At 70.9% G+C, this 23,905-nt stretch carries 20 protein-coding genes; all 20 read left to right on the plus strand.

What is annotated here, in order from left to right; genetic code table 11:
• Nucleotides 1-46 precede the first annotated feature (46 nt).
• The 20 genes from U8525_RS20200 to U8525_RS20295 all read left to right on the plus strand — a co-directional run bounded on the left by U8525_RS20200 (nt 47) and on the right by U8525_RS20295 (nt 23,904).
• Nucleotides 47-922 carry a ScpA family protein gene (locus U8525_RS20200; protein WP_374267910.1) on the plus strand — a complete coding sequence of 292 codons (876 nt, stop codon included), beginning with the start codon at nt 47-49 and terminating at the stop codon, nt 920-922.
• A complete protein-coding gene (gene scpB / locus U8525_RS20205) occupies nt 909-1,904 on the plus strand; it encodes an SMC-Scp complex subunit ScpB (protein ID WP_374267911.1) in 996 nt (331 codons plus the stop codon). The genes U8525_RS20200 and scpB overlap by 14 nt, the downstream gene beginning before the upstream one ends.
• A gap of 27 nt (nt 1,905-1,931) precedes the next feature.
• Nucleotides 1,932-4,676, plus strand: a complete 2,745-nt coding sequence (locus U8525_RS20210; protein WP_374267912.1) for a pseudouridine synthase — start codon at nt 1,932-1,934, stop codon at nt 4,674-4,676.
• 97 nt (nt 4,677-4,773) lie between these two features.
• Complete coding sequence (locus tag U8525_RS20215) at nt 4,774-6,891, plus strand: HEAT repeat domain-containing protein (RefSeq protein WP_374267913.1); 2,118 nt, start codon at nt 4,774-4,776, stop codon at nt 6,889-6,891.
• Entirely contained in the window at nt 6,892-9,087 is a 2,196-nt protein-coding gene (locus U8525_RS20220; RefSeq protein ID WP_374267914.1) for a cyclic nucleotide-binding domain-containing protein, read from the plus strand.
• A 208-nt stretch (nt 9,088-9,295) separates the two neighbouring features.
• Nucleotides 9,296-10,183 (plus strand): hypothetical protein, encoded by an 888-nt coding sequence (locus U8525_RS20225; protein WP_374267915.1) that lies wholly within the window; start codon nt 9,296-9,298, stop codon nt 10,181-10,183.
• A gap of 6 nt (nt 10,184-10,189) precedes the next feature.
• Nucleotides 10,190-11,905 carry a long-chain fatty acid--CoA ligase gene (locus U8525_RS20230; RefSeq protein ID WP_374267916.1) on the plus strand — a complete coding sequence of 572 codons (1,716 nt, stop codon included), beginning with the start codon at nt 10,190-10,192 and terminating at the stop codon, nt 11,903-11,905.
• 15 nt (nt 11,906-11,920) lie between these two features.
• Nucleotides 11,921-12,307, plus strand: coding sequence for a DUF4280 domain-containing protein (locus tag U8525_RS20235; RefSeq protein WP_374267917.1), 387 nt, complete (start codon nt 11,921-11,923; stop codon nt 12,305-12,307).
• Nucleotides 12,300-13,373 (plus strand): type VI secretion system protein IglI family protein, encoded by a 1,074-nt coding sequence (locus tag U8525_RS20240; protein ID WP_374267918.1) that lies wholly within the window; start codon nt 12,300-12,302, stop codon nt 13,371-13,373. Before U8525_RS20235 ends, U8525_RS20240 begins: the two co-directional genes overlap by 8 nt.
• 6 nt (nt 13,374-13,379) lie before the next feature.
• Nucleotides 13,380-14,276, plus strand: a complete 897-nt coding sequence (locus U8525_RS20245; protein WP_374267919.1) for a hypothetical protein — start codon at nt 13,380-13,382, stop codon at nt 14,274-14,276.
• Nucleotides 14,277-14,411: 135 nt separating this feature from the next.
• On the plus strand, nt 14,412-15,050 hold the full coding sequence (tssB, locus tag U8525_RS20250) for a type VI secretion system contractile sheath small subunit (RefSeq protein ID WP_374267920.1): 639 nt from the start codon (nt 14,412-14,414) through the stop codon (nt 15,048-15,050).
• A gap of 39 nt (nt 15,051-15,089) precedes the next feature.
• Nucleotides 15,090-16,577: a type VI secretion system contractile sheath large subunit gene (tssC, locus tag U8525_RS20255; protein WP_374267921.1), complete on the plus strand. Its 1,488-nt coding sequence runs from the start codon at nt 15,090-15,092 to the stop codon at nt 16,575-16,577.
• A gap of 55 nt (nt 16,578-16,632) precedes the next feature.
• Nucleotides 16,633-17,214, plus strand: a complete 582-nt coding sequence (locus U8525_RS20260; protein ID WP_374267922.1) for a hypothetical protein — start codon at nt 16,633-16,635, stop codon at nt 17,212-17,214.
• Between the two features lie 91 nt (nt 17,215-17,305).
• Nucleotides 17,306-18,556, plus strand: a complete 1,251-nt coding sequence (gene tssK / locus U8525_RS20265) for a type VI secretion system baseplate subunit TssK (protein WP_374267923.1) — start codon at nt 17,306-17,308, stop codon at nt 18,554-18,556.
• A 5-nt stretch (nt 18,557-18,561) separates the two neighbouring features.
• Complete coding sequence (locus tag U8525_RS20270) at nt 18,562-18,951, plus strand: GPW/gp25 family protein (protein WP_374267924.1); 390 nt, start codon at nt 18,562-18,564, stop codon at nt 18,949-18,951.
• Nucleotides 18,951-20,630: a hypothetical protein gene (locus tag U8525_RS20275; protein ID WP_374267925.1), complete on the plus strand. Its 1,680-nt coding sequence runs from the start codon at nt 18,951-18,953 to the stop codon at nt 20,628-20,630. Before U8525_RS20270 ends, U8525_RS20275 begins: the two co-directional genes overlap by 1 nt.
• Before the next feature lie 13 nt (nt 20,631-20,643).
• Complete coding sequence (locus U8525_RS20280; protein WP_374267926.1) at nt 20,644-21,246, plus strand: hypothetical protein; 603 nt, start codon at nt 20,644-20,646, stop codon at nt 21,244-21,246.
• Nucleotides 21,247-21,289: 43 nt separating this feature from the next.
• Nucleotides 21,290-22,936 carry a type VI secretion system baseplate subunit TssF gene (locus tag U8525_RS20285; RefSeq protein WP_374267927.1) on the plus strand — a complete coding sequence of 549 codons (1,647 nt, stop codon included), beginning with the start codon at nt 21,290-21,292 and terminating at the stop codon, nt 22,934-22,936.
• 12 nt (nt 22,937-22,948) lie between these two features.
• Complete coding sequence (locus tag U8525_RS20290) at nt 22,949-23,590, plus strand: DotU family type IV/VI secretion system protein (protein WP_374267928.1); 642 nt, start codon at nt 22,949-22,951, stop codon at nt 23,588-23,590.
• Complete coding sequence (locus U8525_RS20295) at nt 23,587-23,904, plus strand: hypothetical protein (RefSeq protein ID WP_374267929.1); 318 nt, start codon at nt 23,587-23,589, stop codon at nt 23,902-23,904. The genes U8525_RS20290 and U8525_RS20295 overlap by 4 nt, the downstream gene beginning before the upstream one ends.
• Nucleotide 23,905: the final 1 nt, after the last annotated feature.

A 23,905-nucleotide genomic window follows, 5' to 3' on the forward strand; every position in this document is an offset into this window, starting at 1 on the left:
CCTTTCGCATGACGAAGTTCCCATCCCCCCAGAAGGACGCCGGCCGGTGAGCGAAGGTCGCAAGCCCCCACCGCCCGACGACCTCCCACCGGACCCCGACGGGGAGGGAGTCCCGCGCACGCCTGGAGACGCGTTCCGGGTCGCGCTTCCCAACTTCGAGGGCCCCCTCGACCTGCTGCTCCACCTCATCAAGGAGCACCGGGTCGACATCTTCGACATCCCGCTGGCCCTCATCACCGCCAGGTACCTGGAGTACCTGGAGCGGATGCGGGAGCTGAACCTGGACATCGCCGGGGAGTTCCTGGTGATGGCCTCCACGCTCGCCCACCTGAAGAGCCGCATGCTCCTGCCCCGGCAGGACGCCGCCCAGGTGCCGGAAGGGGCGGACGTGCTCGCGGCGGTGGAGGAGGCGCAGGACCCGCGCGCGGAGCTGGTGCGCCGGCTGCTGGAGTACCAGAAGTACAAGGAGGCCGCGGAGCACCTGGCTAGGCAGGACATCCTGGACCGGGACGTGTTCGCCCGGAAGGTGCCCGTGGAGGCGGTCCCCATCCCCGAGGACGAGGTGGGCCTCCAGGAGATCTCCGTCCTCAAGCTGGTGGAGGCGCTCGACCGCGTGCTCGAGCGGCTGACGCCCAAGAAGCAGCACGAGGTGGTGCTGGAGCGCGTCAGCCTGTCGGAGGCCATCCTCCGGGTGGCGGAGCGGCTCAAGAAGGACGGGCAGGTGCTCTTCGAGGCGCTGTTCACGGAGGCGGCCACGCGCCAGGAGGTGGTCATCACCTTCATCGCCATGCTGGAGATGGTGAAGCGCCGCCTCATCAGGGTCTTCCAGGAGGAGCCGCTGGGCCCCATCCAGGTGACGCCCAACGGGGACGCGCTGGAGAAGCTCATCCCCACGGAGGTCGACGAGAGTGACTACCGGTAACGGTCCCGACGACGCGGACGAGACGCCCGCCCCCGGCACGCCCGGCGGCCCCGGCCAGTTCTCGGAGGAGGAGATCGCCTCCGTCACCGGCCCCGGCCCGGACGACGCGGAGCTGGACGGGGTGGAGGCGGCCGCCATCGAGGAGGACTCGGACGACAGCGTCCCGGACCTCCAGTCCTCCTTCGAGAAGCTGGTCTCCAAGAGCCGCAACCTCTCCCCGGACCGCATCCGCACGGTGCTGGAGAGCGTGCTCTTCGTCGCCGAGCGCCCCCTCGACGTGGACGAGCTCTACCAGGCCACCGGCATCCCCCGGGAGGCCATCCTCCAGGCGCTGGATCAGCTCTCCGGCATCCACCGCGAGGGCATCAGCGGCGTCGTCCTCTACGAGGTGGCGGGCGGGTGGCAGTTCCGCACGGACCCCCACTCCGCGGAGTACGTCCGGCGCTACCTCCGGGTGAAGCCGCAGCGGCTCACCCGCGCGGCGGTGGAGACCCTGGCCATCATCGCGTACCGCCAGCCCGTCACCCGGCCGGAGCTGGAGGACATCCGCGGCGTGGACTGTGGCGCGGTGCTCAAGGCGCTGATGGACCGCAAGCTCGTGAAGATCCTGGGCAAGCGGGAAGAAGTCGGCCGCCCCATTCTTTATGGAACCACGCGCGAGTTCCTGGAGTTCTTCGCGCTGAAGGACCTCTCCGCGCTGCCCACGCTCCGGGAATTCCATGAGTTGACCCAGGAGCACCGGGAGATCGTGGAGAAGGAGGCGGCGCCGCCGGCACCGGTGGCCGCGGGGACGGTGGCGGCGCTGTCGGACCCGGGGTTCACGAAGCGGATGGAGAAGAACGAGGCGGCCAGCGAGGCCGCCTTGGAGGAGCTGGAGGAGGCCATGGCGGCCGCGGAGCGGAGCCAGAAGGTCAGCGCCAGCATCCTGGAAAGCCCCCCTTCGCCCGAGAAGGGTGATAGCGAGGGGCCCAAGCCCGAGTGATGGGCGGCAACTGGAAGAAGGCACGGAATGGCGGCGGAACGTTTGCAGAAGTACCTGGCTCGCGCGGGAGTGGCTTCGCGCCGGCACGCGGAAGAACTGATTACCTCCGGTCGCGTCGGAGTGAACAACGAGACGGTGACGGAGCTGGGCAGCCGGGTGGAGCCCGGGGTGGACCTGGTGACCGTGGATGGGAAGCTCGTCACGCCGCCGGAAGAATCGTCGTACTACCTGCTCTACAAGCCCGTGGGCGTCGTGACGACGCTGTCGGATCCGCAGGGCCGGCCCACGGTGGCCAGCTACGTGGAGGAGACGGGCCGCCGCCTGTTCCCCGTGGGGCGTCTGGACTACGACGCGGAGGGCGCGCTGCTCTTCACGGATGACGGCGCGCTGGCGCACAAGCTCACGCACCCGAGCTTCCAGGTGCCGCGCACGTACCTGGCGAAGGTGAAGGGCACGCCGGACCAGCCCACGCTGGAGAAGCTGCGCGGCGGCGTGCGGCTGGAAGACGGCATGGCCACGCCGGTGTCGGTGGACATCTTCGAGAAGGCCGAGCGCAACACCTGGCTGAAGATCGTCGTGGCGGAGGGCCGTCCCCACCTCATCAAGCGCCTGTGCGCGGCGGTGGGGCACCCGGTGGTGCGCCTGTTCCGCCCGAACTACGCGGGCGTGGGCGTGGAGGGGCTGCGGCCCGGCGAGCTGCGGCCGCTGAAGGTCTCGGAGGTCACGCAGCTCACGGAGGTGGCGGAGGGCCGCGCGCAGCCGTCGGCCGCGGAGCTGAGGCTGCCGCCGCGCCGTCATGGGCGCACGGCGCCGGGCTTCAGCGAGGCGGATGACGACGACATCGAGCTGTCGATGGACGACGACGCGCCGGTGGCGCCGCCGCGCAAGGCGGCGCGCGCGGAGAAGAAGGCCTCGACCGGGCCGAAGACCCGCGAGGCGCGTCCGGAGCGCAAGGAGTGGAAGGGCGTGCAGGACGGAGGCACGCGTCCGCCGAAGTTCGCGAAGCGCGGGGCGACGCTGGCCACGGACGACGATGCGGACCTGGATGAGGACGTGCCGTCGTTCGATGACGACGGTGATGAGGTGACGGAGTCGGAGGGCGCCACGTACGGCAAGGCCGCGCGGGGCGCGGGCCGGTTCAGCGAGCCCGAAGGTGAGCGTGCGTCCCGTGGCACCTCGCGCATCGGCAGGCCGGCGCGTCCGGCGCGTTCCGAGGGGCCTGCGTCGCGCGCGGGTGGCCGGTTCGGCGCCGAGGGCGCTGCGTCGCGCGGAGGGGGTCGTGCCCGTGCGGGCGCTGAGGGTGATGCGCCTCGCGGTGGGGGGCGCTTCGGCAAGCCCGCGAGCCGCTTCGGTGGTGAAGAGGGCGCCTCGCGCGGCGGTCGGTTCGGCAAGCCCGCGGGCCGTGGCGGAGACGAGGGTGGTGCCGCACGTGGCGGCAGTCGTTTCGGGAAGCCCGCCGGTCGCTTCGGTGACGAGGGTGGTGCTGCGCGCGGTGGTCGTTTCGGCAAGCCCGCGGGCCGTGGTGGTGACGAGGGCGGTGCTGCGCGCGGTGGTCGTTTCGGCAAGCCTGCGGGCCGTGGTGGTGACGAGGGTGGTGCTGCTCGCGGTGGCGGCCGGTTCGGCAAGCCCGCGGGCCGTGGTGGTGACGAGGGTGGTGCTGCTCGCAGTGGCGGCCGGTTCGGGAAGCCGGCGGGTCGCTTCGGTGACGAGGGCGGTGCTGCTCGCGGTGGTGGTCGTTTTGGCAAGCCGGCGGGCCGCTTCGGTGCGGAAGGCGGTGCTGCGCGCGGTGGGGGTCGCTTCGGCAAGCCGGCGGGCCGCTTCGGTGCGGAAGGCGGTACTGGCCGTGGCGGCGCTCGCTTCGGCAAGCCGGCGGGCCGCTTCGGTGAGGAAGGCGGTGCCGCGCGTGGCGGCGCTCGCTTCGGCAAGCCGGCCCGCGCGGGTGCTGAGGGTGATGCACCTCGCGGTGGTGGTCGCTTCGGCAAGCCTACGAGCCGCTTCGGTGGCGACGAGGGTGGCGCGTCTCGCGGCGGTGGCTTCGGCAAGCCTGCGCGCCGCTTCGGTGGCGACGAGGGCGATGCTCCTCGCGGCGGCCGGTTCGGCAAGCCCGCTGGCGCGGGTCGTTCCGAAGGCGGTGCGTCGCGCGGCGCGTCCCGTTTCGGCGGTGACGAAGGTGCCGCCCGCGGTGGCCGCTTCGGGAAGCCCGCTGGCGCGGGTCGTTCCGAGGGCGGCGCGTCCCGCTTCGGCAAGCCCTCGAGCCGCTTCGGCGGAGACGAGGGACGTGCGCCCCGTGGTGGCAGCCGGTTCGGCAAGCCCGCGGGCCGGGGTGGTGACGACAGCGCCCCGCGCGCTCGCTTCGGCGCCGAGGGCGGCGCGTCGCGCGGTGGTGGCCGGTTCGGCAAGCCCGCGAGCCGTGGCGGTGACGAGGGCGGTGCGCCTCGCGGCCGTTTCGGAAAGCCCGCCGGCGCGGGCGGTGACCGTCCGGAGCGCCGCGAATGGAAGCCTCGCGGTGAGTCCGCGGGCCGCCCCGAGCGCCGCGAGCGTCGCGGTGAGGACACCGGCAGCCGGTCTCGCGGCGGTGGCGCGTCGTTCAGCGGCTCTGGCGAGCGCATCGTCCGCGCGGGTGTGAAGAAGGCGCCCCCAGGCGAGGGCGGCGGCTTCCAGGACTGGAAGGAACGCAAAACGCGTGATTCCGAGCCGCGCTGGAACAGCAAGGCGCCTCGGAGTGGGGCTGGCCGCCCGGCTCCTCGCGGCGGCCCCCGCCGCTCGCGCTGAACCACCCATCCTCCCGGGTCGTGCCGTCGGTGGGCGGCCCGGGGGGCCGTTGATATAACCGCCGCCTACCTCCACCGTCCGCCGCTCCGGGAGAACGATGCGAATCCGCGTGCGCCCCCTCTTCCTCGCCCTGACCCTGCTCGTCGGGTGCAACGGCAATCGGGATCAGCTCCTCGCGGAGATCCAGGACCCCCGTCCCGAGATTCGCGCCGCGGCCGTGAAGAAGCTGGCCGCGCAGAACAACCCGGACGACCTGGTCCTCTTCACCCGCGCCGCCAAGGACCTCTCCGCCATCGTCCGCGGCGAGGCCGCCGGCGCGCTCGGGGAGAGCCAGGATCCGCGCGTCGTGGATCTGCTCGGAGAGCTCCTGGAGGACTCCGACGAGACCGTGCAGGGGCAGGCCGCCCTGGCGCTCGCGAAGGTGAAGAACGACAAGGCCAAGGCGTACCTCACGCTCCAGTACGGCCGGCGGGGCCGCGCCACACGGCAGGTCATCGTCCAGGCGCTCAAGAGCACCAACGTCCCCGGCGCCATGGCCTCCGTCGTCGCGGCCGAGGCCAAGGGCCTCTGGGATCGCAACCTCCTGGCCCTCACCGAGGGCGTGCTCCCGGAGCGCGTGGGCGCCGCGGAGGAGCTGGGCAAGAGCGGCCGTGTGGAGGCCGTGAACCGGCTGCTGCCCATGGTGCGTGACAGCCAGGTCCTCCTCGCCGCCGCCGCCGTGCGCGGCCTGGGGGACGCGGGCGACACCCGCGCGGTGGCCCCCATCGCGCTGCTCCTCGACGAGAGCTTCCCGGAGCTGCGCGAGTCCGCCATCGGCGCGCTGATGAAGCTCCAGGACCCCTCGGCCGCGGCGAAGCTCCAGGCGGTGGCGGTGGAGAAGAGCGCGGTGAGCCCGCTGGCCACCGACGCCATCCTGACCTTCCCGCGCACGCCCGCGACGGACGCCGCGCTGTGCGCCATCGTGCTCGACGGTGCCCGGGACGAGGCCCTGGGCGCCGGCCGCGCCATGCGTTCGCGAGGCGGCTGCCTGGCGGAGCCCATCGCGGACCGGCTGTCGCGCCCTGCCTCCGCGGCGTCGGGGCTCCAGGCGGTGACGGGCCTGGGCCCGGCCGCGCAGGCCCTGCTGCCCAAGGTGACGCCCTGGCTCAACCAGCCGGACGTGGGCCTGCGCACGCTCGCGGTCGAGGCGGTGACGCACGTGGGTGACGCCTCCGTGGCGCCTGTCATCCAGAAGCTCTACGAGCAGGAGGTCGCCGGGCTCGCGGCGCTGCGCGCGGACTGGATCCCGCAGGCGCTGCCGCGGAAGTACAGCGCGGATCTGGATCCGTCGGCCCCGCGTCCGGAAGGGGCGAAGCTCAGGGACGAGGCCCGGTCCGCCAAGCACGCGCAGCTCTTCGAGCGGCTCCAGGCGCTCAACGCGGCCCGCGCCAAGGAGGCCGGGCGCGTGGTGGTGCCGCCGCGGGTCCCCTCGGAGCTGAGCGACGACGTGGAGCCCGCGAAGCTCCAGCCGCTGGCCACGCTGCTGACGGCGCTGGGCGCGCTCAAGGCGCCTGGGGCGCTGGAGATCCTCAAGGGCTATACGGACGACGCGAGCCCGGTGCTGCGCGCGGCCGCGCTGGTGGGGCTCTCGTCGCTGGGGCCCGAGGGCATCGAGGTGACGCGCGCGGCGCTGCTGGAGCCCGACCGCGAGCTGCAGAAGACGCTGGCGCTGGCGCTGGCCGAGCAGGGCGAGGCGGGGCAGCTCGCGCTGGTGGCGTCACTGCCGAAGATGGGCGGCGAGAAGCTGGTGGTCCTGGATGCGCTGTCGCGCGTGGGACCGCCGCCGGCCTCCGCGTCGGAGGCGTTGCAGGCCGTGGTGTCGGAGGGTGGGGCGGAGGCGGCGCTCGCGGCGCAGTTGTTGGGGCGGATGGGCGCGAAGGACGCGGTGCCCACGCTGCTCAAGGCGCTGGATGACTCCAACAGCGTGGCCCGGCGCGACGTGCTGCTGGCGCTGGGGGTCATCGGCGACGCGAAGTCGGCGGAGGTGGTGGGGAGGGATCTGTACCACGACCTGCCGGAGATCCGGGCCGCGGCGGCGACGGCGCTGCGCAAGATGAACACGGGCGCGGTGGCCGAAGCGCTGGACGCGCTGAAGGGCGACTACTTCCGCGAGGTCCGCGTCGCGGCGGGCGCCACGGTGACGAAGGAAGGCACGGCGGCGGGCGAGGCGCAGTGAATGGAGGCGCGCGCGCTCAAGGAGAAGGCGACGGAGGCCTTCAGCAAGGGCCGTTTCGCCAAGGCCGCTGAGCTGTACGAGGACTACTGCCAGGCGGATCCGAAGGACCATCAGAGCCGGCTGCGTATGGGGGATGCGTGGGCCAAGGCCGGTCAGCGTGACCGCGCCGTCTCCGCGTATCAGTCCGCGGCGGAGGGCTTCGCCAAGGAGGGCTTCCTGCCGCGCGCCATCGCCGCGAGCAAGCTGATCCTCGAGCTGGATCCATCCCATCAGGGCGTGCAGCAGATGCTCGCGGACCTCTACGCGCGGAGAGGCACGCCGGTCACCTCCAGGGCGAAGCCGAAGGACGCGGCGCCTCCGTCCACTCCCGCGAGCCTCATCACGCAGCGCCAGGTGGCACCCGCCGCGCCACCCAGGCCGCTGGAGGCGGGTGGGGCGCCGGTGGACCTGTCGGACTCGCTCCCGCCGGAGCTGGCCCGGTCGAACGCGCCCACGGTCGCAGCGAAGGAACAGCGCGGCCCCGTGGCGGACGACACCGAGGTCGTCCTCTCCGTCGAAGTGGAGCTCGAGCCCGCGCAGGACGTGTCCTCGGCGACCGAGGCGCCAGCGGCGCCTGTGGATGCCGTGCCGACCGCCGCGAGCCCTACCGTCACGCCATCCGCTGGAACCGCGTCGCATCAGGCGCCAGCGGCGCCTGGAGTCGCTACGGCTACGCCATCCACCGCGCCGACCGCCGCGAGCTCCACTGGCACGCCGGCCGCCATCGCCCCACCTCCCGCGACGGCCACGGTGAGCCCCACTGGCACGCCGGCCGCCATCGCCCCACCTCCCGCGGCGGGCCCCGCTGGCACGCCGGCCGCCATCGCCGCGCCTCCCGCGGCGGCCACGGCGAGCCCCACTGCCACGCCCGCCGCCCACACGCAGCCAGGTCTTGCCGCGCGCACAGCGCCGCTGTCCCCATCCACCATGCCTCCGCTTCCCCAGACCCGGACGCCCAGCGGACGCTGGCAGGCCCTCGCGCCGCCCATCACGGGCCCTGACACCACGCCGGCTCCCACGGAGCCGAAGCTCCCCATCCAGGCCGCGCCTCCCGGCCTGCGCCCGCGCCGCGCCGAGGCGCCGTCCACGGCCACGCCCGCCGCTGGCGCCTCCGTGGTGCCCACCACCAGCGGCGCCCAGGAGCCCTGGCGCGCGTCCCTGCGCGTCTCCAGCTTCACGGAGCTGGAGCTCGAAGCGGACTCACTGCTGCACGCGGTGGAGCTCGCGGCCCAGCGCGGGCTGGCCGAACACGCGCCAGAAGAAGAGCTTGTCTACGAGCTGACCGAGGAGGCCGAGCCGACTCACGGCACGCTGGACGCGCTGCCGTCCATCCCGCTCTTCTCCGACCTGCCGCGCGACGCGTTCATCCAGCTCTTCGAACGCTGCCCGCTGCGCCGCTTCGCCCACGGCGAGCGGATCCTCGCGCAGGGCACGCACGGCGACGCCTTCTACGTCATCTGCGAAGGCCGCGTCCGCGTCTTCCGAGAAGAGAACGGCCACCGCCAGGACCTGGCCACGCTCGAGGGCGGAGCCTTCTTCGGTGAGATGGCGCTCCTGTCCGGCGCTCCGCGCGCCGCCTCCGTGGAGTCCGCGGACGACGACACGCAGGTGCTCGAGATCTCCGCCGCCGTGCTCGCCGCGCTCTCGCGCAGCCACCCGCCCGTGGCCAGGGCCCTCAAGAAGTTCTGCCGCGAGCGCCTCCTCGCGAACGTGATGAACAGCTCCGAGCTGTTCCGCCCCTTCAACCGCAAGGACCGCCGCAACCTCGTGGAGCGCTTCCGGGCCCGCGACGTCGAGCGCGGCGACGTCATCATCCGCGAAGGTGACGCCACCGATGGCCTCTACGTCGTCCTCTCCGGCGAGGTGGAGGTCCACAAGGGCGGCCAGCGTCTGTCGACCCTGAAGGAAGGGGAGCTCTTCGGGGAGATCTCCCTCCTGCGGAAGACGCCGGCCACCGCCACCGTGGAGGCCACGCGCCACACCACGCTGCTGCGCCTGCCGCGCGAGGACTTCGACTCGCTCATCTCCAGCCACCCGCAGGTCCTGATGCTCGTCGCGGACCTGAGCGACGAACGCCTCCGCCGCACGCAGCACGCGCTGGACTCCCAGGCGGGCGCCGCCACGAGCGACGACGAGGAAGACCTCATCCTCGTCTGACGGCGCGCTCCCGGGTCCCGAGATCCGCGTCCCACCCCGTGAGTCATTCGCCGCACCCGGACACCGAGTGGCGCGTCTTCGCGGGTCGGCTTCACCGTGGACGACCCGCGTGGCCCGCGGTGGTGCAGGGGAGGGCGCCAGGTTGTGACCCCGGGAAGCGCCCGCTATCCTGCCTGGCATGGCTGGAGGCCAGCACGCGACAACGGGATTGGGGCCCGACGACATCGCCGAGCTGGAAGCCCTTGGCTCCGAGCCCGGCTATGACGTGTTCCTGGCGCCCGCGCGTGCCCTCGAAGGCCCCGTGGAGGAGTGCCGCTCCAACATCGCGCTCGCATTCCACAACACGAAGCGCGGGGTGGAGGGCGTGCTCGCCCGCGAGGCGGAGATCGCCGCGCTCCCGGGCGTGAACGTGGAGGAGCTGCGCGAGCTGCCATTGCTCGCCCAGGGCCTGGCCCACGCGGCGCTGCGCGTCCAGCGCGACATGCGGGCCAGCGCCTTCGGAGCCCTCTTCGACCGCGCCCAGCAGCTGCGCCGCAAGCTGCTCAAGACCGCGGAGGCGCTCGCGGAGGCCTCCTTCCTCGCCTCCGCGGACGTGGCCGCCGCCCACGGCGAGGGACACCGCGACGTGGTGGGGGACTGCCTGGGGCTGGTGGCGCTGTTCCGCAGGCACGAGGCGAAGCTCGCGGGCCGCTCCCCCGTCGCGCCCGAGGACGTGAATGAAGTGGAGCGCGTGGCGCAGCAGCTGCGCGCCCTGCTCGCCGCCCCGGGCGACGCCCGCGAGGACGCGAGCTCCCCGCTGCTCTTCGAGGCCTCCGAGACGCGGGACCGCTTCTGGACGCTGCTGATCCGGCGCCACGACGTCCTCTGGCGCTGCGGCGCGTGGCTCTACGGCCGCGACGTGGACATGCACGTGCCGCCGCTCCAGGCCCGCCACCCGCGGGTGCGCGTCGTGGAGCCCACGTCCATCGAGCGCGCGCCGCAACACGCGTCGACGAAGCGCGGCGCGACCCCGCTGCCCGCCATCGCTCCGGACAGCACCGTGCGCTCCAAGGTCCGTTTCATGGTGAAGGTCGGCTTCGACTTCCCCTCGCGGTAGACACCCATGCCATTCGACGTGAAGGACATCCTCCGGCAGGTGGAAGCCGGCTTCGCTCCGGAGTCCGGGGCCCCGAAGTGGTGGCAGGAGAGCTGGGCGGATCCGGACGGGCTCGCCGCGGCGCTCGCGGAGGCCCACGCGGGCCGGGGCGCCCCTCCGCCCAAGAGCCGCCCGGGTCAGCAATACGACTTCTTCCACGACCTGATGGTGCGCCACGTCGCGCTGGAGCGCCCTGCGTTCCGCACGCACCCGCGCATCCAGGGCGCGCAGGCCCTGGGCTACCGCGCCCTGCACGACCTGGCCTCGCGCCGCGCCGGCGAGTGGGCGGAGCAGGGCGTCGAGCCGGGCGCCAAGGTGTGCCTGGTCCACGGCGTGGGGCAGGAGCTGCTCGTGTCGCTCCTGGCCACGCTGAAGCTCGGAGGCTGCTTCACGCTCCTGCCGCCCATGGGCCCGCGCGCCATGGCCACCCGGCTGGAGGCCCTGGCGCCGGACTTCATCGCCGCGGAGCCCCACCAGCTCCCGCTCCTCAAGGGCCACGAGCCGCTCCTGCTCAAGAGCCAGGGGAGGGGAGCGCCGGGCTTCACGTCCCACACGTACAGGCCCTCGGACGTGGTGGGGCTGCTCTTCTCGCCGCTGGTGGATCCGCCGCACACGCCGGTGCCCCTCACGGCGGAGAACGCGTGGAGGGGCGCCCTGAACGACGGGATGATCACCTTCGGCCTGTCGCCGGGGGACCTCCTCGCGGCGCCGGACTTCCCGGTGCTCCAGCACCTGCCGGCGCTGCTCTTCGCCACGCTCCTGCGCGGCGCCACCTACCTGCACCTGGAGATGGCGGACCTGGCGCTCAACCCGGCCCCGCTCCTGGAGCACCCGCTGCGCGCCCTGGGCGTCACGCCGAAGCTGCGCGACCTGCTCCTGCGCCACCGCGCCTCCTTGCGCAACGTGCAGCACTGGTTTCGCAACCCGGAGGAGCCCTTCGATGCCCAGGCCTGGCGCACCTGGGTGAAGCAGTGCGGCCTCCAGGCCGTGCCGTCCTCCAACATCCTCATCGACGCGGCGGCCGGCGGCGCGGTGCTGGTGTCGTCGCGCGGCGTCACCGAGCCGCACACCGACGTGCACACGGACGTCTTCCCAGCCCCGGGCCGCGCGTGGACGCTGAAGGATCCGAACGAGAGCGGGCAGGGCGCTCCCTCGGACGTGGGCGTCTTCACGCTGCTGCCGGACAAGGACGCGCCGCCGGGCCATGTCCTGCTCGCGCGGATCCGCCAGCGCTACCACTACGGCGGCACGCTGGGCTTCCGGCATGACGGCCGCACCTACTCCGCGAAGGAGGTCACCGCAGCGCTGGAGGACGTGCCGTTCCTCGCGGGCACCTGCGTGGTGCCGGTGTCCACCGGCGGCCTCGCCAGCCACTCGCGCTTCATCCTCCTGGCCTTCACGGGCGCCACGCCCGCTCCCCCGTCCGCCGAGCAGGAGCTCAACCGGCGGATCGAAATGCTCCTGGGCGGGGATTTCCTGCCCGACCGCATCGAGTTCTTTCCGCTCTTTCCCCACCGGGTGAAGGGCGCGGTCGACGACGCGTGGTGCGCCTCGCAGTTCTTCACCGGCGCGCTGCACCGCAAGTCGAAGGACCCGATGTTCCAGGCCCTCACCGCCCTGCGGGGACGACTGCTGGAAAGCGCCGCCGCTTCGGGTGAAGATGGCCTGTCGCCAGCGCGCTGAAAAAAGGAGCGGCACATGGGTGCTCAGGTCGTGATGGGAGCGATGCTCCAATGCAGCTTCGGGATGGCTCCGTCGTCGCTGATGGTGCTGCCGGCGAACCGGGTGATGGCCACCACGCCCGCGGCGAACATCATGGACAACAAGCCGTTCATGAACATCCTGCCCTTCGGCATGTGCCAGTCCCTGGCCAACCCCATGGTGGCGGCGGCGACCGCGGCGGCCTTCGGCGTCCTCACCCCCATGCCCTGCATCCCCGCCACCGCGGCCCCGTGGGTGCCCGGGTGCCCCAAGGTGATGATCGGCAACATGCCGGCGCTGGAGAGCAACTCCAAGTGCATGTGCAACTGGGGCGGCGTCATCCAGGTCGTCTCGCCTGGGCAGATGGTGGCCATCGATGGCTAGCCCCGCCCCGGCGTTGGAGCCCGTCGACTTCGCGCTGCTCGACACGGCGTTCACCACCGCCCCCGTCTTCATCGACGAGTCCGAGGGCCCGGATCCGCGCATGGAGGCCATCACCGGCCTCGTCGCCCGGAGCGAGTACGCGGACGCCGCCCGCGCCGCCGCCGTGCTCCTGCGCGAGGGCCGGCGCGACGTGCGCCTCGTGGGGCCCTACCTCTTCGGCCACTTCGTCGCGGACGGCATGAAGGCGCTGCCCTCCGTCTTCCGCTCGCTCAAGCGCACGCTGACGGAGAACTGGGACTTCTTCGGCCCGGTGGAGAAGAAGCGCGTCTTCGCGGACACCGGCCTGCGCTGGCTGCTGAAGATGATGGGCAAGCACCTGGAGCACCATGCGCGCCTCAAGGACGCGCAATGGCAGGCCTGGACCGCGCCCGGCAACCGCGAGCCCCTGGAAGAGGCGCTGGCCCTGGGCGACCCGCTCATCGCCGCCCTCGCCATCCTTCAGAAGAGCGCGTGCATGGACGCCATGCGCACGCTCCTGGGCGCGCTGCGCTCCCACGCCCAGGCCGTGCCCTACCTGCCTCCGCCGGAGGAGCCCAGGCCCGCTGATGCCGGGATCGCCGCCGCCCCGGACGACGAGGACGATGACGAGGAAGAAGGGGAGGACGAAGAGGAGGCCCGCCCCACGCGCGTGAAGAAGGCCGCCCGCGCGGAGGCCCAGGACGCGGGCCCGACCGTGCCCATGTCCCCCGCGCTCGCGCAGCTGGTCCGCAAGCTGTCCGCCTTCGAGGCGCTGCTGGAGCGCGAGGACTACGGCAAGGCGAGCGTCATCGCCGTCGACGTGCTCGCCACCGTGGAGCGCTTTGATCCGCGCGTGTACCTGCCGCAGCTCTTCTCCGGCTTCTTCAATGGCCTGGCGCAGCACGCGGAGGCCATCGAGCCCATGCTGCACAACACGGAGACGCTGTCCTTCCGCGCCATGGATCAGCTCTACCGCGTGGACCTGGACGCGTTCCTCGTCGCCCAGCAGCGCCAGTCGTCGCGCGCCGGCTCGGAATACGACGAATAGCCCTCCATGGCTCTCGAGCGCGAACAGCCGGGCCGCATGCTCACCGTCGAGGAGCGCATCAGCGAGCGCATCCGCAGCTTCGACGTGCCGGCCCTCCTGGACCTGCTCGCCAAGGAGGGCTACGGCGAGGCGGAGGTGGAGTTCCGCAGCCACCGCAGCACCGTGCACCAGCCCCACCTGGTGCATGCCATCGAGTTCAGCCGGCATCCTCGCAAGCGCGTGGTGATCACCGTCAACCTGGGCCTGCTCAGCCTCCAGACGCCGCTGCCATCCTTCCTCTTCCAGGCCATGGACCGCCTGGAGCAGGACACCATGGCGGACTTCCTGGGCTACTTCGATCACCTGCTGCTGCGGACGCGCTTCGCGGGCCAGTTCCCGGATCGCGACGAGTCCCTGCTGCCCGGGTGGGAGCACTCCACCGCGCACCGGCTGCGCCTGTTGCGCCTCGCGTGCCCCAGCAGCCTGCACTGGCTCTTCGCCAAGGTCTTCCCGGAGGCGGAGGTCTTGGTGCGCCGCGAGACGCGCCGCCAGCGCATCGAGGCCAAGGGCATCCGCCTGGGCGCCGCGGCGCTCGGAGACGGCAGCGCGGTGGGCGGCTTCGCCACCGTCCCCACGGGCGGGGTGGAGGTGCGCCTCTTCCTCAACGAGCCCCACTCCGGCACCGGCATCCCCTGGGCCGTGGAGGCCCGCCGCCGCCTCAACACCCGCATCCTCCCGAGCCTCGCGGAGACGCCGCTCGCGCTCGGCGTGATCCTCTGCCTGCGGGATCAGAGCAGTTGGGCCCGCCTCCAGGACGGCAGCCACCTGGGCTACGAGCCTTTGGTAGGAGGACCGGAACAGACCCAGGAGGTCCTCCTGTTCTCCGGGGACACCGCGCAATTGCGATCATCAGAACCCCGCTAGACCTGATATGTCGGCTGGTTGACGGGAATTCCTGATCGCGCCTAGGCTGTAAATGTTCACTCGGCAGGGCGTACTCCCGGGGCGGCTCCAGCAGTACGGGGGGATGACGCGCGCTGCGAATGTCAGGGAGTCACCGTGGCCATTCAGGACCAGCTTCCCAAATCCCGCATCACCCTCACGTACCGCACCACCATCAACGGCGAGCAGGAAACGGTGAACCTGCCGTTGCGCCTCCTGGTCATGGGCGACTACTCCCTGGGCTCCTCCGAGGATCGCAAGCAGGACCTGGAGACCCGCAAGCTGCGCTCGGTGGATGGCCGCAACCTGGACGAGTTGATGAAGGACATGAAGATGTCCGCCAACTTCCAGGTGCCCAACCGCATCAACCCGGACGTGGAGGCGGAGCTGAACATCGACCTCCCCATCAACCGGATGAAGTCCTTCCACCCGGATGAGATCGTCAAGCACGTGCCCAAGCTCAAGGCGCTGCTGCTCCTGAAGACGCTCCTGGTGGAGATGCAGTCGAACATCGACAACCGCAAGGATCTGCGCCGCGAGCTCTACGAGCTGTTCTCCAAGCCGGAGGCGCTCAAGGAGCTGCTCAACGAGCTGAAGGGCTACGAGACCATGCGGCTGCCCGCTGGCGAAGCCGCGAAGGCGGATGCCACCGCTGCCGCCGCCACCGCCGCTGGCAAGCCCGCCGCGGGTGCCGCCGCCACGGCCGCGGTCGCCGCCACCGTCGCCGCGGGCGCCAAGCCCCCGGCCGCCTCCTGATCCGCCCCCCACACCTCCGACTTCCCAAAGGACTCCGCCATGGCTGAGACCACCTACCTGAAGCGCCTGTTCTCCAGCGTCCGGCTCGATCCGCCCCAGGAATCGGCGCCGATGATCACCACCAACTTCGCGCCCGCCGGCGACGAGCAGCAGGTCACCCTGGAGAGCCGCTTCCTCTCCAGCGTCGCGGCCCTGCTCCAGAACGTGGCCCCCGTGGAGGGCCCGGACAACACCGCCCGCTTCGACAAGGGCCAGGTGCTGGATGTCATCAGCCGCATCGATCGCATGATCGACGCGCAGATGAACGAGATCCTCCACAACGAGACCTTCCAGAAGCTGGAGTCCACGTGGCGTGGCCTGGAGGACCTGGTCAACCACACCAACTTCAAGGCCAACATTGCCATCGACATCCTGGACGTCGCCAAGGAGGAGCTGGCGGAGGACTTCGAGAACAACTCCAGCAACATCTTCGCCGGAGCGCTGTTCGACAAGGTCTACATCCAGGAGTACGACCAGTACGGCGGCCGGCCCTTCGGCGCCATCGTGGGGCTGTACGAGTTCTCCTCCACGCCCGCGGACCTCACCTGGCTCCAGCGCATGGCGAAGCTGTCCAACGCCGCGCACGCGCCGTTCGTCTCCGCCGTCAGCCACAAGTTCTTCGGCTGCGAGACCATCGAGGAGATGGAGGCCATCAAGAACCTGGAGGGCGTGCTCGCCCACCCGCGCTTTGGCCGCTGGAACGCGTTCCGCGACACGGAGGAGGCCGCCTACGTGGGCCTGACCTTCCCGCGCTACGTGCTGCGCCTGCCCTGGCACCCGGACAAGAACCCCTGCGACGTCCTCAACTTCACCGAGACGGCGCGCGGCGACTCCGACAAGTACCTCTGGGGCAACTCCGCCATCCTGCTCGCGCGCAACATGGTGAAGGCGTTCGAGATCAGCGGCTGGTGCCAGTCCATCCGCGGCCCCAAGGGCGGCGGCCTCATCTCCGGCCTGCCGGTGGACACCTTCACCCTGCGCGGCCAGGAGGAGATCAAGGCCCCGGTGGAGATCGCCATCCCGGACTACCGCGAGTACGAGTTCGCGCGCTCCGGCTTCATCCCGCTCGTGTACCGCAAGGGCTCCAGCGACGCGACGTTCTTCAGCACCCAGTCCGCCAAGGTCGCCAAGACGTTCAAGGACCCCAAGGACTCGGAGAACTCGCAGCTCGTCACCAACCTGGCCTACACGTTCTCCATCACGCGGCTGGCGCACTACGTGAAGTGCATCATGCGCGACAACATCGGCAACACGGCGGACGCGGACTACATCCAGCGCCAACTGGACTCGTGGCTGTCCAACTACGTCACCACCGTGGCCAACCCGGACGACCTCACGGTGCGCCGGTTCCCCTTCAAGGCGAGCAGCGTGACCGTCTTCCCGCGCCCCGGTGAGATCGGCTGGTACGACTGCAAGCTGGCCGTGCTCCCGCACATCCAGTTCGAAGGCCTCAACGTGGAGCTGATGCTCGAGTCGCGGCTCGGCTGAGCCGCATCCCACTTGGGGCAGGCGACAGCCTGCCCCGCCAACCCTGGAGTGACAGATGCCCCAGTTTTCGCGCAACCTGGACGTGTATCAGGGCTTCAACTTCAAGAAGGACAAGCAGACCCCGGTCGGCTACATCACGGCCATCTCCATTGGCGGCGTGCCGCTGACGGCGGACCAGGAGACCATCAAGGATCCGGAGAACCCGGACGCGGCCATCGCGGACAAGGTCGTCGCCGTCCTCAACCACTACCTGTGGGAGACGGGCGTGACGGACGCCATGTACTTCTCCGGCCAGGTGTCCGTGGCGAACAAGCAGAAGGTGGCGGAGATGCTGCTGGGCAAGTTCAGCAACATCGAGGTCGTCTTCAAGTACGTCGTCTACGAGTACGACCCGCTCGGCAAGAAGTACTTCAAGTCCAACTTCCTCGACGCGGAGATGAAGGGCCTGCTCGAGAAGAACGGCGACGAGCTGAACATGTCCGTCGCGGACAACGAGTCCCGTGAGGTCCAGTCGCCCAAGAACTACACGTTCCAGATCGGCATCAAGCCGCAGGCGCTGGAGCAGTCGCTGAACCTGGCCACCTCTTCGACGAAGAAGTTGGCCAAGAAGTGGGGCGTCACCGAGACGGCCAGCTAGCATCGGCCGGAGGTAACTCCGCCTCGCGCCCGGGCCGGGAGCACGCACGCTCCCGGTCTTGCTGGCGGGCGGAAGGAAGAAAGAAAGGCGCATGCAGCGGTACAAGCTCGCACGGGTCCGCTGGCACGTCGGCCAGACGCTGCTCCCGGAGCATTTCGTCGCGCAGGAGGACGCGCTGGACGCGGAGATCCGCCTCCACGCCACGCTCTCCGGCCTGCCGTCCTACGGCGTCGCGAACCTGGCGTGGAACGAGTCGCTCCTGCAGAGCGGCAGCCTGTCCATCTCCGCGCTCACCGTCGTCACCAAGTCCGGGGACCTGCTGGACGTCCCGGGCAACTCCGTCATCGCGCCGCTGTCGCTGGAGGCCGTCGGCAGGACGGAGTTCATCATCTACCTGCACGTGCTCAAGGAGACCGTCAGCGCGGAGGGCATCCGCCTGTACGCGGATGATCCGCCGGTGCTCCAGCGGGTGCTGCACAAGCTCCAGCTGTCCACGGAGCCGGTGCTGGACGGCACCCTCGCGTCCCTGGGCCTGGCCGCCGTGTCGCAGGACGAGGACGGCGCCTGGCACACGTCCCCGGACTGGGTGCCGGCGCTGCTGCTGGTGGGGCCCAACCCCTTCCTGGAGAAGCTGCTCACCACGCTGGACGACCTGCTGGATCAGGTGCGCCAGCAACTGCTCACCAACATCTCCGACACGTACCTGCGCACGGACCGGCTCACCAACGCGCGCCGGGCGCTCTTCGAGGTGCAGCGGCTCATCGCGATGCGCCGGGACATGTTCCGGCAGGTGTACGTGCACCCGTACCACCTGTTCGACGCGCTCCGCCGGCTGTACTTCGAGGCGTGCTGCTACCTGGAGATGCTCCCGGACGAGCAGATGCCGGTGTACCAGCACGAGCAGCTCAACGAGGCCCTGGGCGGGTGGATCCGCCTGCTCACGCGCAGCTTCCAGCCGGAGGCCACGCGCTCCACGCACAAGGCCTTCCAGGCGAAGGAGGGGCAGTTCCAGATGACGCCGCTGCCGCCGGAGATCCGCTCCGCCAGCGAGGCGTACCTGCTGGTGCAGCGCACCAACCCCGGGGAGCGCACGCCGCTGGACGGCGTGAAGCTGGCCAGCCCCTCGCGGCTGCCGCTGGTGCGCCGCCAGGCCCTGAAGGGCGTGCCCTTCAAGCACGTGCCGTATCCGTCCTTCCCGCACGCGCTGGGGCCTGAGATCGACTGGTACCTCCTGAGCAACGGCGAGGAGTGGCAGCACGCGCTGCGCGAGGACGGCCTGGCCTTCTACGTGACGCCCGCGCTGCGGGGCGCCCAGACGTCGCTGTTCTGGCGGAGGAGCTAGCCGGCATGGCGCGCGCACCGTTCCTGGACAAGTTCGCGGCCCGCGCGCAGCGCTCCAGCGTGCGCGACAGCCTGGAGCACGTGATGCGCAACATCGAAGCCGTGCTCAACACGAAGAAGGGCTACGGCTTCTTCATGCACGACTTCGGGCTGGGCGGGTACACGGAGAAGCTGGGCACGCGCGAGCTGGTGGAGGCCCTCACCGCGGAGATCCAGCAGGAGGTGACGCGGCACGAGCCCCGGCTGGTGGAGCCGGAGGTGAAGCTGCGCGGCCGCGACAGCACGCTGTGGCTGCACTTCGACTGCAAGGGCACCTTCGACGGTCAGCCCTGCCACCTGCGCCTGCTGTTCCACGCCACCACCGGCCGGGTGCGCGTGCAGGCGGAGGACACCTGATGGCCTTCGCCGACCGCCTGGACCTGGGCCTGACGCTCACCCTCGGCGGGACGGCGCACGCCATCCCCCCGTCGGACGTGCTCGCCTTCGAGCTGGATCTGCACGGCTGGGGCCACGAGGGGCGGGTGGAGTTCCGCGTCCTCGACGAGACCGCGCACGGCGGCCAGCTGCAGGACCTGGTGCTGGCGGACTTCCTCAAGCCGGATCTGGCGGAGGTGTCGCTGGAGCTGAAGGCGGTGCACTCCGACACGGCGACCCAGCCCGCCTTCACGTCCCTGAAGGTGAAGGGGCTGGTGCAGGAGAAGGCGCTCACGGAGGAGGCGGTCGCCCGGGCCAGGGGCGCGGGCATCACGTACCGGCACTACACCGTGCGCTTCGTGGACCCGGCGCGGCTGCTCTGGACGCAGCACCACCCGTGCGTGCTCTACACGCAGAAGACGCTGCAGGACGTGCTGGACGCGCACAAGGGCGACAAGATCGCCCTGGCCAACGACTGGGCCGCGCAGCTGGACGCGACGCTGCCGCTCATCTTCCTGGGCCTGGCGCCGGAGTCGGGCGCCAGCTTCTACGACTTCGTCGTCTGGTTCGTGCACACGCGCGACGGCGTGCTGGCGTACGACTACACGGCGCAGGGCTACCAGCTGCGTGCGGCGAAGGACGCGAGCCCCACGCCCCTCACGCTGCGCGCGGCGGACGTGGACCGCGTGTCGGTGGTGTTCCCGGAGGTGGCGCGGCACGACGTGGCCATCCTCAATGCCGCCGCGGAGAGCCCCAAGAACCAGGCCATCACCAACGCCCAGGCCGTCACCGGCGTGCGCCAGGACGTGCTCCTGCGCACGGACATCGAGGACGACGTGCAGGCCCGCGTGACGCTGGAGACGGCGCGCCTCAAGGTGCGCGGCCTGGAGGTGGAGCTGGACTGGAACCGCTTCCCGGCGGTGGCCTTCGCCCCGGGCGCGCTGGTGAAGCTGCCGGCCACCGCCGGGTGGACCGCCGCGGGCGTGCCCTCCACGGAGGACTTCCGGGTGCGCCGGATGAGCCTGCGCGCGGAGCCGCTGCCCGTGGAGGCCGGGGACGGGGAGGGGACGCCGGACGGGCCGGGGGAGGCGCCCACGCGCCGCCCCAAGCCGGAGAGCCGCTTCCTCATCACCTTCACCACGCGGCTGGAGAAGAAGGCCGAGCTGCACGTGGACCTGCCGCCCTTCACCGCGCCGGTGTACCCGCGCTTCGTGGAGGGGCTCATCGTCAGCGAGGTGGGCGAGCAGGAGGACGAGACCTGGCAGGCGTACACCGACGACGCCACCTCCCTGGACAGCTACAAGATCAAGCTGCCGCTCTTCGCGAACCAGATCATCCAGGTGCCGTTCAACGCGAACCTCCTGCCGGGGCACTTCTACTTCCCGGCCTACAAGGGCGCCCGGGTGCTGGTGGCGCTGGACTTCCTGCGCGCGTGGCTCAAGCGCCACCTGGACTGGCGGGCGGGCGCGCGGCTGCCCTCGGACGGGCAGGGCGTGCACCTGCTCGTCGGCAAGACCACGACGAGCGGCACGTCCATGCGGCACTTCTACGAGGACAACAAGCCGCTGTGGCGCCTCCAGCGCACGAACGAGAGCGACACGGAGAAGATCGAGCTCAAGGAAGGCAACCTGCTCATCCTGGTGAGGGAAGAGTCCGCCTAGGCGGGAGGGACCGATGGGCACGCTGGTTTGCAAGATCGAGCTGGACAAGCAGAAGGGCATCACCGTCCAGGTCGACAACGCGGATGATCAAATCACCCAGACCCTCGTGATGGACGGCACCAGCATCACCATCACCGTGAAGGGACCGCAGGAGACCAGCACCCTCGTCCAGAAGCAGGACAGCATCGTCGTCACGGTGAAGGACCTCACCTTCGACACCGACACCCTCACGATGAAGTCCAAGGGCGTCTCCAAGTGGACCAGCCAGGACACGCTCACGGTGGAGAGCACCCAGGACATGACGCTCAAGACGAGCGCCAAGCTCACGCAGACGGCCACCAGCGACGCGAAGCTGTCCTCCAGCGCGAACGTGAACATCGAGGCCACGTCCAAGCTGGCCATGAAGGGCAACATGGGCGCGGAGATGGTGACCTCCGGCGGCGAGGCGAAGGTGGACGGCGTGACGCTGAAGCTCGCCGGCAAGTCCCAGGCGGAGATGTCCGGCGCGATGACCAAGGTGGCCGGCACCGGCAAGCTCGACCTGGAGAGCTCCGGCATGGCGAACCTGAAGGGCTCCATCACCAGCGTGGGCGGCACCCTGGTGAAGCTGGGCTGACGACGCACATGGCGACGATGGACGTACGGCGGGAGAGCGGGCGGTGAAGGACTTCTCGGAGAAGATCTACCTGGACTTCCTGTCGGAGCTGGACGGGCTGGAGCGCTTCCGGCAGCGCTTCCAGGAGCGGCACCCGGCGGCCCCGCTGGACCGCGAGGACCCGGACGTGCGCCGCCTCATCGAGGCGATGGCGTTCTTCTCCGTGCAGACGCGGCACGCCACGCTGCACAACCTGCGCTCCACCTGGCGCCGGCTGTTCGCAGGCTTCTTCGACTTCCTGCTGGAGCCCGTGCCCGCCGCCGCCATGGCGCAGGCGGTGCCCACGGAGAAGATGGTGGAGCCGGTGCTCCTCACCCGGGGCACGGAGCTGCGCCTGACGCCCGCGGAGGGCGTGGCGGGCTCCTTCCGGCTCCAGCGCGACCTGCGCGTGCTGCCCATCTTCCTCAGGGGCACGGACGTGGTGCCGCAGGTGCGCAGCGGCCACCGGCTCATCCTCCGCTTCGAGTCCCGCTTCGCGCGCAAGGACGCCATCGACGTGCTCAGCCTGCACGTGCGGCACCTGGACGACTACCGCTCGTCGCTGGCCGTGTTCCACGCGCTGCGCAAGCACCTGAAGCAGGTGAGCGTCGTCTACGACGAGGAGGCGGACGAGCACTCCGTGGGCAGCCCCTGCGAGGTGTCCTTCAACCGCGACCCGCCCGCGCCGGACGACAGCGGCCTCTACGCGCACCCGTTCCAGCGCCTGCGCGCGTTCTTCCAGTTCCCGGAGCAGCAGCTCTTCGTGCACGTGAAGGTGCCGCCGCCGCGCAACAGCTCCTGGATGCGGTTCTGCCTCTGCCTGGACCTGGACAAGGACTGGAACGTCGGGCGCTCGCTGCACCCGGACTTCTTCCAACTGTTCACCGTGCCGGTGGTGAACCTCAAGGCGGAGCCCGCGCAGGTCATCGTGGCGGACGGCACGCGCGCGGAGCACCCCATCCTCAGCATGAGCGCGGGGCGCGAGTTCAGCCTGCACTCGGTGACGGGCGTCTACGAGATGACCAAGGCGGGCCTCGCCCCGCTGCGGCCCGCGTTCCTGCCCGGCAAGGGCCCCAGCTACGAGGTGGACGAGACCTTCGACGAGAAGCTCGCCTCGCGGCAGAGCCTCATCGTGCGCATGCCGGAGGCGTTCACCGCGCCCCGCAAGATCGTGCTGGAGGCGCTGTGGCACCAGCCGCAGTTCTCCGCGCAGGCGGCGGGCAGGGTGGAGGTGTCCATCCCGGGCCGGCACATCGAGGGCCTGAAGTGGCAGACGGTGGGCGGCCTCCAGCCCCACCGCGACAGCGTGCTACGGGATGACGTCGAGGCGCTGACGCAGTTCCTCGCGTGGAAGGCGAAGCCCACGCTGGGCCGGGACGAGGTGGTCGCCCTGCTGGGCCACCTGGGGACTCCCGCGGAGAGCTCGTTCCGCCGCGTCCTCCCGTGGCTCAAGGAGTTGAAGTTCAGTGTCGTCCCCGACAGCGCGCTCAAGGGCTCAGGGCTCCGCCACTCCTACGAAGCCGTGATGGAGCCCTTCGACCAGAGCTTCGAGCCTGTCGTCATCTGCTTTCTTGAGCAGCTGAGGGACCTGCTTGATGCTTGGAACAATGAGGCCACGGTTGATCTCAAGGCCTCGGTGGCGGGTCTGGGGCCGCTACAGCTTCCAACATAGACAAACACGCGCATGAAACTGGAGCACTGGAACGCACTCCTGGCCACGCAGCGTCGCGTGCGCCAGCTCCTCGACCGGGCCCTGCCCGCCGAGCCCGCCCCGGGTGCGCGCCGGCCGCAGGGCAGGGTGGGGCAGGAGGCGCTCGGGCACCTGGAGCAGGCGCTGATGGTGGAGCTGGAGCGCCTGCGCGCCTCGTTCGGCGCGGACATGCCGCCCGACGCGGTGGAGGATCTGATCCGCCCCTTCGTGTTCTTCCTGGATGAATGGGTGCTCCGGCGGCTGGCGGACGCGGAGCAACATCTCTGGCCGCTCCTGCAGCAGAACCTGTTCCAGGTCGACTCCGGCGGAGACCTCTTCTACGACTTCGTGGAAGAGAAGTTGCGCCGCAATGACACCCCGCCCATCGTCTTCGAGATGATCCGCTTCTGCCTGGCCGCGGGCTTCACCGGACGCCTGGTGGGGCAGCCCGAGCGCATCCGCGAGCTGAAGGACCGCATCTCCCAGCGCATCCCGCAGCCAGCGGCCCTGGCACCGCCCGCGCCGGTGGTCCCGCCGGCGGTGCCCACCGTCTACGACTTCCCGGTGCACTACTACGTCGCGACGGCCCTGATCGTCCTGGGGCTGCCGGTCTTCCTGTGGTGGGCCTCCAATTGAGGCCCTTCCCGGCACAGGACCACCGGCCTCCCGCGCCGGCCTCCCAGACGCCGCCCGGGACGCTCGCGCTGCTGGACGCGCTGGAGCAGCGGGTGGGCGCGGAGCTGGGCGCGCTGAAGGAGGGCGTGCAGCCGCTGCTGGACGCCGTGCGTGAGGGGCTGGTGGCGCTGGAGCCGCCCGGGGACGGGGTGCTGCCGTCGCCGCAGGAGCAGGAGAAGCTGCGCGCGAAGCTGGGCGCCACGCTGGAGGAGGCGGAGGACGTGCTGGAGGCGCTCCAGCTCGCCGTGAGACCGGGCGGAAGGGGCGGCGGCTGAC

This window comes from Corallococcus sp. RDP092CA (assembly GCF_041903675.1).
Lineage (GTDB): Bacteria > Myxococcota > Myxococcia > Myxococcales > Myxococcaceae > Corallococcus.